The 16584-nt window shown below is 72.6% G+C and carries 15 protein-coding genes; 13 read left to right on the forward strand and 2 right to left on the reverse strand.

Annotation, left to right across the window (positions count from 1 at the left end; genetic code table 11):
* Positions 1-11: 11 nt before the first annotated feature.
* On the reverse strand, positions 12-1052 hold the full coding sequence (locus tag ACFQ2D_RS05355) for a LysR family transcriptional regulator (protein ID WP_280943573.1): 1041 nt from the start codon (positions 1050-1052) through the stop codon (positions 12-14).
* 126 nt (positions 1053-1178) lie between these two features.
* Here ACFQ2D_RS05355 and ACFQ2D_RS05360 point away from each other — a divergent pair, with 126 nt between their 5' ends.
* The 13 genes from ACFQ2D_RS05360 (at position 1179) to ACFQ2D_RS05420 (ending at position 16101) form a co-directional block, all read left to right on the forward strand.
* Complete coding sequence (locus tag ACFQ2D_RS05360) at positions 1179-1424, forward strand: hypothetical protein (RefSeq protein WP_280943572.1); 246 nt, start codon at positions 1179-1181, stop codon at positions 1422-1424.
* A gap of 23 nt (positions 1425-1447) precedes the next feature.
* Positions 1448-2287 carry an SDR family oxidoreductase gene (locus tag ACFQ2D_RS05365; RefSeq protein ID WP_280943571.1) on the forward strand — a complete coding sequence of 280 codons (840 nt, stop codon included), beginning with the start codon at positions 1448-1450 and terminating at the stop codon, positions 2285-2287.
* Complete coding sequence (locus ACFQ2D_RS05370; RefSeq protein ID WP_280943570.1) at positions 2274-3479, forward strand: efflux RND transporter periplasmic adaptor subunit; 1206 nt, start codon at positions 2274-2276, stop codon at positions 3477-3479. Before ACFQ2D_RS05365 ends, ACFQ2D_RS05370 begins: the two co-directional genes overlap by 14 nt.
* Before the next feature lie 207 nt (positions 3480-3686).
* A complete protein-coding gene (locus tag ACFQ2D_RS05375; RefSeq protein WP_280943569.1) occupies positions 3687-6863 on the forward strand; it encodes an efflux RND transporter permease subunit in 3177 nt (1058 codons plus the stop codon).
* Positions 6864-6972: 109 nt separating this feature from the next.
* The gene (locus ACFQ2D_RS05380; protein ID WP_280943568.1) at positions 6973-7722 is read left to right on the forward strand and encodes an SDR family oxidoreductase; all 750 of its coding nucleotides are present in this window, start codon (positions 6973-6975) and stop codon (positions 7720-7722) included.
* On the forward strand, positions 7716-9194 hold the full coding sequence (locus ACFQ2D_RS05385; protein ID WP_280943567.1) for an efflux transporter outer membrane subunit: 1479 nt from the start codon (positions 7716-7718) through the stop codon (positions 9192-9194). The genes ACFQ2D_RS05380 and ACFQ2D_RS05385 overlap by 7 nt, the downstream gene beginning before the upstream one ends.
* A gap of 164 nt (positions 9195-9358) precedes the next feature.
* Entirely contained in the window at positions 9359-11008 is a 1650-nt protein-coding gene (locus ACFQ2D_RS05390) for a LysM peptidoglycan-binding domain-containing protein (RefSeq protein ID WP_280943566.1), read from the forward strand.
* 16 nt (positions 11009-11024) lie between these two features.
* Positions 11025-11492 (forward strand): hypothetical protein, encoded by a 468-nt coding sequence (locus ACFQ2D_RS05395; RefSeq protein WP_280943565.1) that lies wholly within the window; start codon positions 11025-11027, stop codon positions 11490-11492.
* A gap of 66 nt (positions 11493-11558) precedes the next feature.
* Positions 11559-12161 carry a GTP cyclohydrolase I FolE gene (gene folE / locus ACFQ2D_RS05400; protein WP_280943564.1) on the forward strand — a complete coding sequence of 201 codons (603 nt, stop codon included), beginning with the start codon at positions 11559-11561 and terminating at the stop codon, positions 12159-12161.
* Entirely contained in the window at positions 12161-12535 is a 375-nt protein-coding gene (locus tag ACFQ2D_RS05405) for a YchJ family protein (RefSeq protein ID WP_280943563.1), read from the forward strand. Before folE ends, ACFQ2D_RS05405 begins: the two co-directional genes overlap by 1 nt.
* A 284-nt stretch (positions 12536-12819) precedes the next feature.
* Positions 12820-14088, forward strand: a complete 1269-nt coding sequence (locus ACFQ2D_RS05410; RefSeq protein ID WP_280943562.1) for a lytic murein transglycosylase — start codon at positions 12820-12822, stop codon at positions 14086-14088.
* A 445-nt stretch (positions 14089-14533) separates the two neighbouring features.
* The gene (locus ACFQ2D_RS05415; protein WP_280943561.1) at positions 14534-15793 is read left to right on the forward strand and encodes a TCR/Tet family MFS transporter; all 1260 of its coding nucleotides are present in this window, start codon (positions 14534-14536) and stop codon (positions 15791-15793) included.
* 71 nt (positions 15794-15864) lie between these two features.
* Positions 15865-16101: a hypothetical protein gene (locus tag ACFQ2D_RS05420; RefSeq protein WP_280943560.1), complete on the forward strand. Its 237-nt coding sequence runs from the start codon at positions 15865-15867 to the stop codon at positions 16099-16101.
* A 43-nt stretch (positions 16102-16144) separates the two neighbouring features.
* Here the strand turns inward: ACFQ2D_RS05420 and ACFQ2D_RS05425 are convergent, their stop codons facing one another.
* On the reverse strand, positions 16145-16561 hold the full coding sequence (locus ACFQ2D_RS05425) for an I78 family peptidase inhibitor (RefSeq protein WP_280943558.1): 417 nt from the start codon (positions 16559-16561) through the stop codon (positions 16145-16147).
* Between the last annotated feature and the right edge of the window lie 23 nt (positions 16562-16584).

The following is a 16584-nucleotide window of genomic DNA, read 5'->3' on the forward strand; positions in this document are numbered from 1 at the left end:
GGCGCCCGAAGTCAGCCGGCGACCGTTTCGAGGATGCGTTTGCCGGCGGCGATGTCGGCTTCCGCTTCCTGCGCGGCCGCCTCGAGCGAGGCGCGCTCGGCCCGTTCATGCTCGCAGCGCGCGGCCATCATCGGGCAGTGCTGCGACATGTAGTCGATTTCCAGGTTCAGGCGCTCGAGCAGGAAATCGATGAACGCCCGCACCTTCGGCGACTGGCCGTGGCCGCGCGGGAACACCGCGTTGAACTCGTACTCCGGCCCGGCCCAGCCGGCCAGCACGCGCTTGACCAGCCCCTTCTCTACCGCCGCCTTGACCATCAGGTCGGCGCCGATCACCAGGCCCTCGCCGCAGACCAGGGCGCCCTTGAGCGCAGCCGGGTCGTTGACCACCAGGATCGGGTTGATCGCGAACTGCTGCGGGCCGCTGCCGTCGTCCAGCGTCCAGGCGTAGCCGTTGCCGTGGCGATGCTTGTGCATGGCGAGCGTGCGGTGGTACTGCAGTTCGTCCGGATACAGCGGCTCGCCGTGGCGCTCGAGATAGGCGCTGCCGGCGAAGATCTGCGTGCGCAGCGTGCCCAGCCGGCGCGCGACCAGGCTCGAATCCGGCAGCGGACCCAAGCGCAGCGCCACGTCGATCTCGCCGGCGATCAGGTCCACCGGCTCGTTGGACAGCAGCATCTCCACGCGCACTTCCGGATGGCGCATGTGGAACTCGCCCAGCAGCGGCGCGATCTTGTCGATGCCGATCGAGTACGGCGCGGTGAAGCGCAGCCAGCCGCGCGGACCGGCCTGGAGCTGGCTCACCGCGCTCTCGGCTTCGCTGAGGTCGCGCGCGATGCGCTGCGAGTGTTCGTAATAGACGTTGCCCGCTTCGGTCAGGCCCAGCTTGCGCGTGGTGCGGTGGAGCAGCTGGGCGCCCAGGCGCGATTCGAGCTCCTGCACCTTGCGGCTGACCGTGGTCTTGGGGAGACGCAGCGAGCGTGCCGCGCCGACGAAACTGCCGTGTTCCACCACCCGGACGAAGATCAGGGTGTCGTTGAGATCGTGCGTCATGCCCGCCTCCTGCGTGTGTACTGCTGATTGGCCCGCCTGCTGGACAATTATTCCCTCAATCGGGGACTAATCAAGTCCTGATTGGAGGCGCAGGATGTGCGCCATCTCCTCCGATGGACCGCCGCCATGCGCGCCGCGCCCCGCCGCCACCTGTCCCACGCCAGCCTCGCGATCCTGCTGGCGGTGGACCTGCTTGCCCTGATCGCGCTCGTTGCAGATCAAGTGCTTACGCTGGGTCGCGGCTGGAGCTGGCTGCTGGCCGCGGCGCTCACCTTGGTCCTGCTGCCGGCCCTGCTGCGGCTGGTCGACCGGGTGTTCGCGGCGGCCCGGACGGCCAGGAATATCCCGATCGCGGGAGTGATTTTCCCGTGAGCGGGATAATCGATCTCGGGGCAATGCCCCGTGCCCTGGTCGTGCTGGGCGCCGGCGGCATCGTCGGCGCGGGCGTCGCGGCCGCCGCGCTCGAGGCCGGACGCGCCGTGGTCGCGGTGGGCATGGACGCGGACGCCGCCGGCGTCCTGGCCGCCCGCCACCCGGGCAGCCGCCTCGTCGCGATCGCCGCGCCAGTGGCCAGCGACGCCGATGCCGCAGGCCTGGCCGCGCGGCTGCGCGCGCTCGGAGCGGGCATCGATGGCGTGGTCGCCAGCCTCGCCGGCGCGCATCCCTGCGGCCGCCTGCTCGACGAGCCGGCCGAGGTGCTGCAGCGCACGCTGGACGAGGACCTGCTGCCGCACCTGTTCGCCGCGCGCCACCTGCTGCCGCTGCTCGGCGACCACAGCGCGGGCTACGTGCTGGTCGGCGGTCCGGGCGGACGCTATCCCTGGGCGGGCTATGGCCACTGCTCCATCGCCGCGGCCGCGCTGCGGATGATGGCGCGCGTGCTGCACGACGAGGCCGGCCGCCAGGGACAGCGCGTGCAGTTGCTGTCGATGGACGCCCCGCTCGGCCACGACGCGGCGGACGCGGCGCTGGCGCTGGGCCGGCGCGCGCTGGCCATGCTCGACGGCGCCCGTGCGCGCTTCCCCGAACCCATCCACGACTACCCCGGGGCCATGACCTCCGGGGTCATCGCCAGGGCTCCCCCGCGCGGCGCATCGTCGCCTGCGACAGGCCGTCGTCGCAGGCCCGCCAGCGGCGACGTCCTGCCGGCCCGCGACCTGCGCGCTGCGCGCGCCCTGCTCGATGCCATCGCCTCTCCCACGTCTCCAGGAAACCTCCACGATGAACACTGCTGATCGCAAGACATTCCCCCGGGCGCTGCGCAACGCGCGCCTGGTCCCGGTGCTGCTCGCGGCCGCGCTGGCGGTGGCATGCAGCAGCCAGGCCGATCCCGGCGCAGGCGTGCCGCCGGCCCCCGAGGTCAGCGTCGCCGAAGTCGTCGCCCGGCCCGTGCGGCAGTGGGACGCCTTCAGCGGTCGCGTCAGCGCGGTCGAGACGGTCGAACTGCGCCCGCGCGTGAGCGGCTACGTGCAGCGCGTGGCCTTCGACGAAGGCCAACTGCTGAGGAAGGGCGACCTGCTGTTCGAGATCGACCCGCGCCCATACCGCGCCGCGCTCGACCGCGCCGAGGCCGACCTTGCCCGTGCTCGCAGCGAGGCCAAGCTGGCCAGCGCGCAGAACGTGCGGGCGCAGGCCCTGGTCGAGGCGCGCGCGATCTCGCGCGAGGAATTCGAGACCCGTAACGCCGCCACCGCCCAGGGCAATGCCGCGGTGCGCGCGGCCGAGGCCGCGGTGGCGGCGGCGCGCCTGGACCTGCAGTTCACCCAGGTGCGCTCGCCCATCGACGGCCGCGCCGGGCGCGCGATGGTGACCGTGGGCAACCTCGCCCAGGCCGATGCGACCGTGCTCACCACCGTGGTCTCGCAGGATCCGGTACACGTGTACTTCGAGGCCGACGAGCAGACCTGGCTGCGCTACAGCCGTGCCGCGGTCGACGGCGAGCGTGCCGGCGACGACCGCGCGGTACGCGTGGGCCTGGCGGGCGAGGACGGCTATCCGCATACCGGCAGCGTCGACTTCGTCGACAACCGGCTCGACCCGGCCACAGGCACGATCCGCGCGCGCGCGGTGCTGCGCAATCCGGACGGCCTGTTCACGCCCGGCCTGTTCGCGCGCGTGCAGCTGCAGGGCAGCGCCGAGTTCGACGCCCTGCTGGTGGACGACAAGGCTGTGCTGACCGACCAGGACCGCAAGTACGTCTACGTGCTGGGCGAGGACAATACCGCGCAGCGCCGCGACGTGGTGCTGGGCCGGGTGGTCGACGGCCTGCGCGTGGTGCAGTCCGGCCTCGAGCCCGGCGACAAGGTGATCGTCAACGGCGTGCAGAAGGTGTTCATGCCGGGCATGCCGGTGGCGCCATCGCTGGTGGCGATGGAACCGCCCGCCGACGGCGAGGCCGACGCGGCGACCGTGGCCAGCGTGCGCTAGCCCACCGATCCCCTCCCCGCCCGGCGGGGAAGGCAACCAGGGTCACGCCAGGGCGCGCGACCCACCCGTTCCCCCGGGGCCGCTCCCCTCGACCCCTCCGGCTGGCGGTCTTCCCGATTCCCTCCCCTCGCGGGAAGGCCGCCGGGCCGGACTCTCTACCCAGGCCGCGCATGCGGCAGACGCGGCCACGCCGCAAGGACCACCTCCATGGACTTCTCACGCTTCTTCATCGACCGTCCGATCTTCGCCGCCGTGCTGTCGATCGTGATCTTCGCCGCCGGCCTGATCTCGATCCCGCTGCTGCCGATCGGCGAATACCCCGAAGTGGTGCCGCCCTCGGTGGTGGTGCGTACCGTGTACCCGGGCGCCAATCCCAAGGTCATCGCCGAAACCGTGGCCACGCCGCTGGAGGAGGCGATCACCGGCGTGGAGGACATGATGTACGTCAAGTCCGTCGCCGGCTCCGACGGCGTGCTGCAGCTGACCGTGACCTTCAAGCCCGGCACCGACCCGGACGAGGCCACGGTCAAGGTGCAGAACCGCGTCTCGCAGGCGCTGGCGCGCCTGCCCGAGGACGTGCGCCGCCAAGGCGTGACCACGCAGAAGCAGTCGCCGGTGTTCCTGATGGTGGTGCACCTGACCTCCGAGGACGGCCGCTACGACTCGCTCTACCTGCGCAACTACATGCGCCTGCACGTGCGCGACGAGCTCTCGCGCATCGACGGCGTGGGCGACGCCCAGCTGTTCGGCGGCGGCGACTATGCGATGCGGCTGTGGCTGGACCCGGACAGGGTGGCCGCGCGCGGCCTGACCGCCGGCGACGTGCTGCGCGCGGTGCGTGAGCAGAACGTGCAGGTCTCGGCCGGCCAGCTCGGGGCCGAGCCGATCGCCAACGGCAGCGATTTCCTGCTGCCGATCAACGCGCGCGGCCGCCTGGAAAGCGTCGAGGAATTCGGCGACATCGTGCTCGAGGCCGGCAGCGACGGCGAGATCGTGCGCCTGCGCGACGTCGCGCGGATCGAGCTGGCCGCCGGCGACTACACCCTGCGGGCGCGCCTGGACGGCAAGAACGCGGCCGCCATCGGCATCTTCCAGGCCCCCGGCGCGAACGCGCTGGAGATCCGGGACGCGGTGGTGGCGAAGATGGACGAGCTGCGCCCGACCCTGCCGCCGGGCGTGGAGATCCAGTCGATCTACGACACCACGATCTTCGTGCGCGATTCGATCAAGTCGGTGATCACCACCCTGCTCGAAGCCACGTTGCTGGTGGTGCTGGTCGTGATCCTGTTCCTGCAGACCTGGCGCGCCTCGATCATCCCGCTGCTGGCGGTGCCGGTGTCGGTGGTGGGCACCTTCGCGGTGCTGTACCTGCTGGGATATTCGATCAATACCCTGAGCCTGTTCGGCCTGGTGCTGGCGATCGGCATCGTGGTGGACGATGCGATCGTGGTGGTGGAGAACGTCGAGCGCCACATCGAGGAGGGCGCGACGCCGCTGGAGGCCGCGCACCTGGCGATGCGCGAGGTGTCCGGGCCGATCATCGCCATCGCCCTGGTGCTGTGCGCGGTGTTCGTGCCGATGGCGTTCCTCGACGGCGTGACCGGACAGTTCTACAAGCAGTTCGCGGTGACCATCGCGATCTCCACCGTGATCTCGGCGATCAACTCGCTGACCCTGTCGCCGGCGCTGGCCGCCAAGCTGCTCAAGCCGCACGGCGCCCCCAAGGATGCGCCCTCGCGCCTGATCGACCGCCTGTTTGGATGGGTCTTCCGCCCGTTCAACCGCTTCTTCAACCGCAGTTCGCAGCGCTACGAGGGCGCGGTCGCGCGCGCGCTGGGCCGTCGCGGCGCGGTGTTCGTGGTCTACCTGGTGCTGCTGGCCGGTGCGGCGCTGATGTTCAAGGCGGTGCCGGCCGGCTTCATCCCGGTGCAGGACAAGCTGTACCTGATCGCCGGCGTGAAGATGCCCGAGGGCGCCTCGATCGAGCGCACCGATGCGGTGATGAAGCGCATGGCCGCGATCGCCAGGGAGATCGACGGCATCCAGAACGAGGTCGCGTTCCCGGGGCTGAACCCGCTGCAGTTCACCAACACGCCCAACAACGGCGTGGTGTTCTTCACCCTGGCGCCGTTCTCCGAGCGCTCGCGCAGCGCCGAGGAGATCACCGCCGAGCTCAACCAGAAGCTGGGCGCGATCCAGGAGGGCTTCACCTTCGCCTTCATGCCGCCGCCGATCCAGGGACTGGGCAACGGTTCGGGCTGGTCGCTGTTCGTCGAGGACCGCACCCGGCTTGGCTACGGCGCGCTGCAGGAGGCGGTGCAGGCCTTCCAGGGCGCGGCCGCGCAGACCGCCGGCCTCGGCTTCCCGATCACCAGCTACCAGGCCAACGTGCCGCAGCTCGATGCCGAGGTCGACCGGGTCAAGGCCAAGGCCCAGGGCGTGCCGCTGACCGAGCTGTTCGAGACGTTGCAGACTTACCTGGGTTCGGCCTACGTCAACGACTTCAACATGTTCGGCCGGACCTGGCAGGTGATCGCGCAGGCCGACGGCGAGTTCCGCGACCAGGTCGACGACATCGCCAACCTGCGCACCCGCAACGCCGCCGGCGACATGGTGCCGATCGGCGCGATGGTGAACATCCGCCAGACCTATGGCCCCGACCCGGTGATCCGCTTCAACGGCTATCCCGCCGCCGACCTGCTGGGCGAGGCCGACCCGCGGGTGCTGTCCTCGGGCGAGGCGATGGCCACGGTCACCGGGCTGGCGCGGCAGGTGCTGCCGGCGGGCATGGACATCGACTGGAGCGACCTGAGCTACCAGCAGGCCAGCCAGGGCAATGCGGCGATGGTGGTGTTCCCGCTGGCGGTGCTGCTCGCCTTCCTGGTGCTGGCGGCGCTGTACGAAAGCTGGACCCTGCCGCTGGCGGTGATCCTGATCGTGCCGATGACCATGCTCTCCGCGCTGCTCGGCGTGTGGCTGGCCGGCGGCGACAACAACGTGTTCGTGCAGGTCGGGCTGGTGGTGCTGATGGGCCTGGCGTGCAAGAACGCGATCCTGATCGTGGAGTTCGCGCGCGAGCTGGAGATGCAGGGCAAGGGCATCGTCGAGGCGGCGCTTGAGGCCTGCCGCCTGCGCCTGCGTCCGATCGTCATGACCTCGGTGGCCTTCATCGCCGGCACCGTACCGCTGGTGCTGTCCAGCGGTGCCGGCGCCGAGGTGCGCTCGATCACAGGCATCACCGTGTTCGCCGGAATGCTGGGCGTCACCGTCTTCGGCCTGTTCCTCACGCCGGTGTTCTACGTGGCACTGCGCAAGCTGGCGAACCGGCCGCTGGTCTCGCACGGCGCGCAGCACGTCTCCGCGCCGGCGCACGTGGACGCATGAGCCCGCGACGTCCGGAAGCGGCCGGCGCCGCTCACGGACGCTCCACACACTCCTCCCGGCGCGGCGCCCGGCGCCGACGACCGACACTCCATTGCACAGGACCACACCCATGAATACTTCCTCCCGCATCGCCCTGGTCACCGGCGCCACCCGCGGCATCGGCCTTGAGACCGTGCGCCAGCTGGCCGAGGCCGGCGTGCACACCCTGCTCGCCGGACGCAGCCGCGAGCGCGCGGTCGAGGCCGCGCTGCGGCTGCAGGCGCGCGGCCTGCCGGTCGAGGCGATCGCGCTCGACGTCACCGACTCCGCCAGCATCGACGCCGCCGTGCGGCAGGTCGACGACCGCCACGGCCGGCTCGACATCCTGGTCAACAACGCCGGCATCCTGGTCGACGATCCGGGCAAGGGCGCATCGGGCCAGTCGCTGGACACCTGGCGCAACACCTTCGACACCAACCTGTTCGGCCTGGTCGAAACCACGCAGGCCTTCCTGCCGCTGCTGCGCAGGTCCAGCGCCGGGCGCATCGTGAATGTCTCCAGCCTGCTCGGCTCGCTGTCCGAGCACCAGAACCCGGCCTCGTTCATCTACGACTTCAAGGGCGTGCCGGCATACAACGTGTCCAAGAGCGCGGTGAACGCATGGACCGTCCACCTCGCGCACGAGCTTGCCGACACCGGGATCAAGGTCAATACGATCCATCCGGGCTACGTGAAGACCGACATGAACAAGGCCGGCGACCAGCAGAACGGCGAGCTCGACGTGCCCGACGGCGCGCGTACCAGCGTGCGCCTGGCGCTGATCGACGACGCCGGACCCACCGGCGGCTTCTTCTACCTGGAGGATTCGCTGCCATGGTGAGCCGCATCGCGATCTCCGCACTTGCCGCCGCGCTGCTCGCGGCCTGCGCCGTTGGCCCGGACCACGTGCGGCCGCACATGGCCGTGCCCGAGCGCTTCGGCGCCGCGGACGCCGGAGCCGCACCGGCGACGGCTGCCGGGACTGCGGCGGCGGGATTCGACGACGCCTTCCTGCAGGGGCTGGGCGATGCCCAGCTGGCGGAACTGGTGGACGAGGCGCTGCATGCCAACCACGACCTGCGCATCGCGCTGGCGCGACTGGACCGCGCCAATGCGCTGCTGCGCGGCGCGCGTTTCGATGCGCTGCCCACGGTCACCGCGCAGGGCGAGGCGGCCGACGTCCGCAGCAGCGCCGACCAGGCGCCGGGCGTGCCGCGCGAGGCGCGCGACGGCGAACAGTGGAGCGCCGGCATCTCCGCCGGCTGGGAGCTGGACCTGTTCGGCCGCGTGCGCCGCGGCATCGAGGCCGGGCGGGCCGAAGCCGGCGCCAGCGCCGCCGACCTGCGCGCGCTGCAGGTCGCGGTGGCGGGGGAGGTCGCCCGCAGCTGGGTCGAACTGCGCGGCACCCAGGAGCGGCTGCGCGTGGCGCGCGCCAATCGCGACAACCAGCAGCGCACGCTCGACCTGGTGAACGCGCGGCTGGACGCCGGCGCCGGCACCGAGTTCGACACCGCCCGCGCGCGCGCCCAGCTCGAGGGCACGGCCGCGCGCATCCCGGCGCTGGAAGCGCAGGAGCGCGTGGCGATGCACCGCTTGGCGGTGCTGACCGGGCGCGACCCCGCCGCCCTGGTCGCCAGCCTTGCCCAACCGCGGGCGCTGCCGCAGCTGCCGCCGCGCATCGACGCGGGCGCGCCGGGCGAACTGCTGCGCGTGCGCCCGGACATCGCCGCGGCCGAGGCGCGCCTGCACGCGGCCACCGCGCGCATCGGCGTGGCCACCGCCGACCTGTTCCCGCGCTTCACCCTGGGCGGGCTGATCGGCAGCCAGGCGATCGACAGCAGTGCGCTGTTCGAGCGCGACAGCGAGACGCGCGTCGTGGCGCTGGGCATCGACTGGTCGTTCCTGGACGTCGGGCGCGTGCGCGCGCGCATCGCGGCGGCCAACGCCGAAGCCGAAGGCGAACTCGCGCGCTACCAGCAGTCGGTGCTGCTGGCGCTCGAGGACACGGAAAACGCGCTGGTCCGCCACGCCCGCGCGCGCAGCGAGGACGCGCACCTGGAGCGCGCGGCCATCGACGCGGCCCAGGCCGCGCAGCTGGCGCGGGCGCGCTTCGAGGCCGGCGCCTCGGGCCTGCTGGAAGTGCTCGACGCCGAGCGCGTGCAGCTGCAGGCGCAGGACGCCTTCGCCGACGGCCGCACGCGCAGCGTCGCCAGCGCGGTCGCGCTGTACAAGGCGCTGGCCGGCGGCTGGCCGCAGCAGGTGCCCGAGCGCGAGCGCATCGCCGGTCGGCGCGCGGACGACCGCCTGCAGTGACCGGCCGGGGGAGGGGCCGGATCGCGGAACTGCGACGGCTGCACGCTGGGGTCGCCCCCAGCTAGGGCGGCACCGGGCTGACGCCGGCGGCGCGGGCCACCATAAGGTCGGCCCTGGCGCGCAGGGGACGCGCCGAGCGTCCCGATGCGAACCAGGAACCGCCCATGTCCGTCACCTCCGTCGACCACGCCTCCCACTCCAGCAGCGACAACCGCCCGGGCGACCACCTCGGCCCGGATGGCTTCGACTACAACCGCATCGCCGGCGTGCGCGACAACCCCAACGTCACCGAGGCCTTCCTGCGCGGCGTCGAGGAGATGGCGGGGCGCCTGGGCACGCGGCCCGAATACATCCTGGCGGTGATGAGCTTCGAGACCGGCGGCAGCTTCAGTCCGGGCGTGCTCAACGGCGCCGGCAGCGGCGCCACCGGCCTGATCCAGTTCATGCCCACCACCGCGCGCGAGCTGGGCACCAGCACCGAGGCGCTGGCGCGGATGAGTGCGGTCGAGCAGCTGGAGTACGTCGAGCGCTATTTCGCGCAGCGCTCCGACCCGGGCGACCTCAACACGCTCGAGGGCGTGTACACCACGGTGCTCTACGGCAGCCCGCGCCCGGATCCGGGATCGACGCTGTTCTCGCAGGGCAGCGCGGCCTACCGCATGAATGCGCCGCTGGACCTCAACGGCGACGGCCGCATCACCGCCGGCGAGGCCACCAGCTTCGTCCGCGGCAAGATCGACGGACAGGCACCCGCACCCATCGAAGGCACGCCGCCGCGGCCCGATCCGGTCGACGATGCGCCGCCCGCGGGCGACGGCCGCTACACGGTCCGTCCGGGCGACACGCTCTCGGCGATCGCCGTGCGGTTCGGCACCACGGCGCAGGCGCTGGCCGAGGCCAACGGCATCCGCAATCCCGACCTGATCCACGCCGGCACCACGCTGCGGGTGCCCGGTGGCGATGCGGGACCGGCGCCCGCCGGTCGCTACACGATCCGCCCCGGCGACACGCTGTCGGAGATCGCCGCGCGGATGGGCACCACGGTGCAGGCGCTGGCGCAGGCCAACGGCATCCGCAACCCGGACCTCATCCACGCCGGGGCCACGCTCTCGGTCCCCGGCGGGCAGGCGGCGGAGCGCGCGAGCTACACGATCCAGCCGGGCGACACGCTGTCCGGCCTGGCGGCGCGCTTTTCGACGAGCGTCGGAGCGCTGATGGCGGCCAACCCGTCGATCCGCGATTCCAGCCTGATCTACGCCGGCGACAGCCTGCGCGTGCCGGGCGCCGGCGGCGGCGAAGCGCCTCCGGCGTCGCCGCCGCGCGGGGACGCGCCGCCGGTGCCGGGCAGCGTCCCGACCTATGCGCCCTACACGGTGTACAGCACCGGCCACCGCGACGCGTTCGCGGTCGGCGATGCCAGCCAGCTGCAGCCGCACCACGACTACCAGACGGTCACGCGCAACGGCCAGCAGCTGGAGGTGCGCGACATCGTCCTGCACCGCAGCGGCCAGTCGCAGACCAGCCAGGCGATTCCCGCGCCGCTGCAGGGCGAGGTCATCCACGCCGGGCCGATGGGCGGGGCCGGCAATGCCGTGGGCATCCGCGGCGCGGACGGCAAGGTGGCCTGGGTCTTCCACATGTCCAGCATCGACGTGAAGGCGGGCCAGCAGGTCGGCTATGGGCAGGACTTGGGCAACCAGGGCTCGACCGGCAATTCCACCGGTCCGCACGTGCACATCGAAGCCGCGCCGGCGGTGATCGACCGCTGGGTCAACGACCTGCTCGACGGCCGCTTCGACGGCCGCAAGGGCTGAGCCGGCGAGCCCGCCGGTGCGATCCGCGCGCCTCGCCGCGCTGGCCTGCGGACTGCTGCTGGCCGCCTGCCGGCCGGCCGCCACGGCCGAGGCGCCGCCCGGTGACCCACCGGCGCGGCCGCTGCCCGCCGACATCGTGCGCGCCCTGCAGACCGACGAGCGCGTGCTCGACTGTCCGCACGCGGACGCCGGCGCGGGGCGCAGCGGCTTCAACGAGGACTGGGTGAGCGCGCGGCGCGTGCACCTGGACGACGACGGCCGCGCCGACTGGCTGGTCGAGGGTCGCCATTCCTGCCTGCGCCGCGACGGCCTGGCGGACTGGTGGATCTATGCCGAGGGTTCGCAGGGGCGGCGCCTGCTGGGCCGCCTGCGCGACGTGCGCGGCCTCGAGGTGCTGCCCTCGCGCAGCGGCGGCCATGCCGAACTACGGGTGCTGGACGACGGGGGCGAGCGCATCCTGCGCTACCGCGACGGCGGCTACTGACCGGGCCGCATCGCGACGGCCGCGCTACCATGTGCGGCCCGCGATCGAGCCGCCAGGAGCCTGCCCGTGAACGAATCCGACGACGCCCGCCACGGCGTATCGCGCGCGCAGGCCGAGGACGCCGTGCGCACCCTGCTGCGCTGGGCCGGCGAGGATCCGCAGCGCGAAGGCCTGCTGGACACGCCCAAGCGCGTGGTCAAGGCCTATGGCGAATGGTTCAGCGGCTACGCGCTCGATCCGGACGAATACCTGGCTCGCACCTTCGAGGAGGTGGCCGGCTACGACGAGATGATCGTGCTGCGCGACATCGAGTTCGAGAGCCATTGCGAGCACCACATGGCGCCGATCATCGGCCGCGTGCACGTGGGCTACCTGCCCGACGGCAAGGTGGTGGGCATCAGCAAGCTGGCGCGGGTGGTGGAGGCCTATGCCAAGCGCTTCCAGGTGCAGGAGAAGATGACCGCGCAGATCGCCGGCTGCATCCGGCGCGCGCTGGCGCCGCTGGGCGTGGGCGTGGTGGTCGACGCCAGCCACGAGTGCATGACCACGCGCGGCGTGCACAAGCGGGGCGTGAGCATGGTCACCTCGACCATGCTGGGCAGCTTCCGCGAGGACGCGCGCACGCGCGCCGAGTTCCTGCGCTTCATCGAGACCGGCGGCCGCCGCTGATGGGCGCCTGCCCCTGCGGCACCGGTCGCGACTACGACGACTGCTGCGGGCCCCTGCATGCCGGCGTGCCGGCGGCGGACGCGCAGGCGCTGATGCGCTCGCGCTACAGCGCCTACGTGCGCGAGGACGCCGACTACCTGCTGCGCAGCTGGCACCGCTCGACGCGGCCGCACGCACTCGCCTTCGACGAGCCGCGCCCCGCCTGGCTCCGGCTGGAGGTGCTGCGCCACGTGGCCACTGGCCCCGACAGTGCCGAGGTCGAGTTCGTGGCGCGCTACCGCATCGGCGGCGGCAGCGTGGTGCGCATGCGCGAGCGCAGCCGCTTCCTGCGCGAGGACGGGAACTGGTTCTACCTGGACGCGGTCGGGGGTTGAGGGCATTGGCCTGGGGCGGCCTCGACGGACCCCCGGTGACCGCAGGCCGCAAGCCGCCGGACCGCCCGCCGGCCCGGCGCGCCGCTACGGTCCAGACGAGGGCGCGCGGGGCGGATGCGCCCATGTGGATTCGTCGAAGAGGCGATGCGACGACATACGGCGGCCGACATCGCATCGCGTGTCGCGCGCCGTCATGAATCCCGTGCCAAGCGGCGGTTCGCCAGTTGCCGGCCGTCCACGTGGGCGCGGCTATGCTCCGCCACTCCCCGATCCGGTGCGCCGCGATGTTCCGACTGAAGGTCCTCGTCCTCGCCTGTGCCCTGCCGGGCGCGCAGGCCATTGCGCAACAACCCGCCCCCACCCAGACCCTTGGCGCGACGCCGTCGCCGGCTCAGCCGCAGGCTACGGCCGCCCCCGCCGATCCCGGGTACGACGCCTGCGTCGCCGGCCGGCTGCGCCCGCAGGCGATCGCGCGCGGCATTCCCGGCGATGCCTTCGATCGCTACATGGCCGGGGTGACGCCCGACCGCAGCGTGCTCGACCTGCTCGATGCGCAGCCCGAGTTCACCACGCCGATCTGGGACTATCTCGCCGGCCTGGTCGACGACCAGCGCGTGGCCGACGGCCGCGCCATGCTCGAGCAGCACCGCGACCTGCTGGCGACGGTGTCGGCGACGTACGGTGTCGATCCGGAAACGGTGGTCGCGGTGTGGGGCGTGGAGAGCGACTACGGGCGCGTATCGGGCAAGCGCCCGCTGCTGCAGTCGCTGTCGGTGCTCTCGTGCTTCGGCCGGCGCCAGGAGTTCTTCCGCGGCGAGTTCCTGGCCACGCTGAAACTGCTGCACGGCGGCGACCTGCGCGATCCGGGCATCACCGGTTCCTGGGCGGGCGCGTTCGGGCATACCCAGTTCATGCCGACCACCTACGCGCGCATCGCGGTGGACGGCGACGGCGATGGCCGCCGCGACCTGGTCAACAGCGTTCCCGATGCGCTGGCCTCGACCGCCAACTACCTCAAGCAGGCCGGCTGGCAGAGCGGCCGCCCTTGGGGCTACGAGGTGAAGCTGCCGGCCGCCTTCGACACGTCGCTGGCCGGACGCACCAGCCGCCGCCCGCTGTCGGACTGGGTCGCGCGCGGCGTGGTGCGCGTGGACGGCAGCGCGATCGCCCCATCCGATGCGCGCAGCGCGATCCTGCTGCCGGCGGGCAAGGCGGGTCCTGCGTTCCTGGTGTTCCGCAACTACGACGCGATCTATTCCTACAACGCCGCCGAAAGCTACGCCCTGGCGATCGCGACGCTGGCCGACCGCCTGCGCGGCGGCAGCGGCCTGGCCACGCCCTGGCCGACCGACGATCCCGGGCTGTCGCGCGCCCAGCGGCGCGAGCTGCAGACCCTGCTGCTCGCGCGCGGCCACGCCATCGGCGAGGTCGACGGCATGATCGGCACCGCCACCCGCCGGGCGATCCGCGACGAACAGCAGCGCCTGGGCCTGCAGCCCGCCGACGGCCGCGCCGGAACCAGGATTCTCGAAGCGCTGCGCGCTGGCCGCTGAGGCGCGTCGCGCGACGTGGCATCGAAGGTCCCAGCGGGCCGCCGGGCTCCCTCCCCTGCCTGCGGGGGAGGGCCGAGGTGGGGGCCGACGGTCGCCGCGTTGCCCGGCGCGCGCTTCGCGCGCACCCCCATCCCGACCTTCCCCCGCGAGCGGGGGAAGGAGCAACGCGCGGTGCAGCGGCTGAAAGTCCCCGCCACCTCGATCGCAAGCCGACCGACTCCCTCCCCCGCCTGCGGGGGAGGGCTGGGGTGGGGGCTACCGGTCGCCGCGTTGCCCGCCAACCCCGACCGCGAGCCGTCGTCCTCCCCCCGACCTGCGGGGCAGGAGCGACACCGCGCACCTCCGCCTGGCACCGCAGCCTGAGGCCGCGCCCGGGCAACGGGACCATTCCCCGTTGCCGCCGGCCGATCGTCGATAATGCGCGGCCGTCTTCCGGCCTCCCCGCGTGAGCGACCCCGTCCCGTCCCGGCGCAAGGCCGCGCTGGTCTTCATCTTCCTCGTCGTGCTGATCGACGTGCTGGCGTTCGGGCTGATCATCCCCGTGCTCCCGCACCTGGTCGAGGAATTCACCGGCAGCACCGCCAGCGCGGCGCTGTGGATCGGCGTGTTCGGAACCGTGTTCGCCGCGATCCAGTTCCTGAGCGCCCCCATCCAGGGCGCCCTGTCGGACCGCTACGGGCGTCGCCCGGTGATCCTGCTGTCCTGCCTCGGCCTGGGACTGGACTTCGTGATCATGGCGCTGGCGCCGTCGCTGTGGTGGCTGCTGCTGGCGCGCGTGTTCTCCGGCGTGTTCTCGGCCAGTTTCAGCACCGCCAACGCCTACGTCGCCGACGTCGTCCCGGCCGACGCGCGGGCGAAGAGCTACGGCATGATCGGTGCCGCGTTCGGCGTCGGCTTCACCATCGGGCCGGTGCTGGGCGGCTGGCTGGGGGAAGTCGACCTGCGCCTGCCGTTCTGGTTCGCGGCCGGCCTGGCCCTGCTCAACTTCTGCTACGGCCTGTTCGTGCTGCCCGAATCGCTGCCGCCGCAGTCGCGCGCGGCGCGCTTCGACTGGCGCGCGATCCGTCCGCATGCGGCGATCCTGCTGATCGGGCGCTATCCGTCGATCGCGGGCCTGGCCGCGGTCGTGTTCATCGCCAATCTGGCGCACTACGTCTATCCCAGCGTGTTCGTGCTGTTCGCCGACGTGCGCTACGGCTGGGGTCCGTGGCAGGTGGGCTGGGTGCTGTTCCTGGTCGGCGTGTGCAGCGTGATCGTCAACGTGGCCGTGGTCGGGCGCGCGGTGCGCGCGCTGGGCGAGCGCCGCGCGCTGATCCTCGGCCTGTGCTGCGGCGTGGCCGGCTTCGTGGTCTACGCGTGCGCGGGCCAGGGTTGGATCTTCCTGCTCGGCCTGCCGGTGAGCGCGCTGTGGGCGATTGCCGCGCCGGCCAGCCAGGCCCTGATCACCCGCCAGGTGGACGTGGACATGCAGGGCCGCATCCAGGGCGCGCTGATGAGCCTGGTGTCGGTGGCCGGCATCATCGCGCCGGTCGCCTTCGCCGGCGTGTTCGGCCTGTTCATCGGCCCGCACGCGCCGGTGGAGTTCCCCGGCGCGGCCTGGGCATTGGCGGCGGTGCTGCTGGCCATCGGCGCGGCCATCGCCTGGCGGCATGCGCCGCGCAGCACGCCGGCGGACGGCAGCGGACCCGCAGCGGACGACGCGTGACCTTCGTCGCGTTGTGGCGGCACGCACCGGGTGCGAGGATCGAAGCCCCCACCCCAGACACGGATGCACGGATGTCGAACAAGACCCCCCTGGCCATGCTGCTGGCCGTCAGCCTGGCCGGTTGCGCCAGCTACGAGCTGCGCGACAGCAATGCCGCCGTCGACGCCAACCCGCTGTGCGCCAGCCGGCCCGACCGGCCCGGCGAACCGGTGCCGCGCGAGTGCGAGCGTGCCACCGAAGCGTCGTGGAGCACGGAACGGCGCGACAGCGCCCCGGTCGATTTCAGCCGCAAGCGCGGCGACGACTGAGCACGCCCCGGCCGCGCCGGCGGCGCGACCGGGGACGGCGCCATCAACCGCAGTTGAGCGTCTGGATCACGCGCTCGCCATCGGTGGTGATGGTGAGCCGGTCGCCGCGGAAATCCATGGTGGCGACGTCGTCCGGACCGAGCACGCGCACGCTGGTCGCGCCGCTGTCGGCGGTCGCCTGGGCGACGACCGTCTCGCTGGCCTCCTGGCCGACCAGCGCCTGCAGGCTCGCGGCATTACAGGGGCCGATCGGGTCGATGGTGCTGCCGCCGCCGGTCGCGGCCGGATCGCCGCTGGCGGCGGGCGGCGGCGCCGCATCGGCCTGCGCGGCCGGCGCCGGATCGGCGGCCGGCGGGGCGTCGCCTGTATCGCGTTCGCCGGCGCAGGCGCCGAGCAGGGCGATCAGCGCCGCCGGCAGCAGGGCGGTGCGCAGGGAACGTCGGTCGGTGGAACCAGCCATGGCGGAATCTCCTGGTGGATCGG

Origin of the sequence: Luteimonas composti (genome assembly GCF_042678665.1) — a bacterium.
Classification (GTDB): Bacteria; Pseudomonadota; Gammaproteobacteria; order Xanthomonadales; family Xanthomonadaceae; genus Luteimonas; species Luteimonas composti.

What these genes read in the sequence shown, in the direction of transcription:
- ACFQ2D_RS05355 (WP_280943573.1), bottom strand. Translation starts at nt 1,052, where the DNA reads ATGACGCACGATCTCAACGACACCCTGATCTTCGTCCGGGTGGTGGAA.
- ACFQ2D_RS05360 (WP_280943572.1), top strand. Translation starts at nt 1,179, where the DNA reads ATGCGCGCCGCGCCCCGCCGCCACCTGTCCCACGCCAGCCTCGCGATC.
- ACFQ2D_RS05365 (WP_280943571.1), top strand. Translation starts at nt 1,448, where the DNA reads ATGCCCCGTGCCCTGGTCGTGCTGGGCGCCGGCGGCATCGTCGGCGCG.
- ACFQ2D_RS05370 (WP_280943570.1), top strand. Translation starts at nt 2,274, where the DNA reads ATGAACACTGCTGATCGCAAGACATTCCCCCGGGCGCTGCGCAACGCG.
- ACFQ2D_RS05375 (WP_280943569.1), top strand. Translation starts at nt 3,687, where the DNA reads ATGGACTTCTCACGCTTCTTCATCGACCGTCCGATCTTCGCCGCCGTG.
- ACFQ2D_RS05380 (WP_280943568.1), top strand. Translation starts at nt 6,973, where the DNA reads ATGAATACTTCCTCCCGCATCGCCCTGGTCACCGGCGCCACCCGCGGC.
- ACFQ2D_RS05385 (WP_280943567.1), top strand. Translation starts at nt 7,716, where the DNA reads ATGGTGAGCCGCATCGCGATCTCCGCACTTGCCGCCGCGCTGCTCGCG.
- ACFQ2D_RS05390 (WP_280943566.1), top strand. Translation starts at nt 9,359, where the DNA reads ATGTCCGTCACCTCCGTCGACCACGCCTCCCACTCCAGCAGCGACAAC.
- ACFQ2D_RS05405 (WP_280943563.1), top strand. Translation starts at nt 12,161, where the DNA reads ATGGGCGCCTGCCCCTGCGGCACCGGTCGCGACTACGACGACTGCTGC.
- ACFQ2D_RS05410 (WP_280943562.1), top strand. Translation starts at nt 12,820, where the DNA reads ATGTTCCGACTGAAGGTCCTCGTCCTCGCCTGTGCCCTGCCGGGCGCG.
- ACFQ2D_RS05420 (WP_280943560.1), top strand. Translation starts at nt 15,865, where the DNA reads ATGTCGAACAAGACCCCCCTGGCCATGCTGCTGGCCGTCAGCCTGGCC.
- ACFQ2D_RS05425 (WP_280943558.1), bottom strand. Translation starts at nt 16,561, where the DNA reads ATGGCTGGTTCCACCGACCGACGTTCCCTGCGCACCGCCCTGCTGCCG.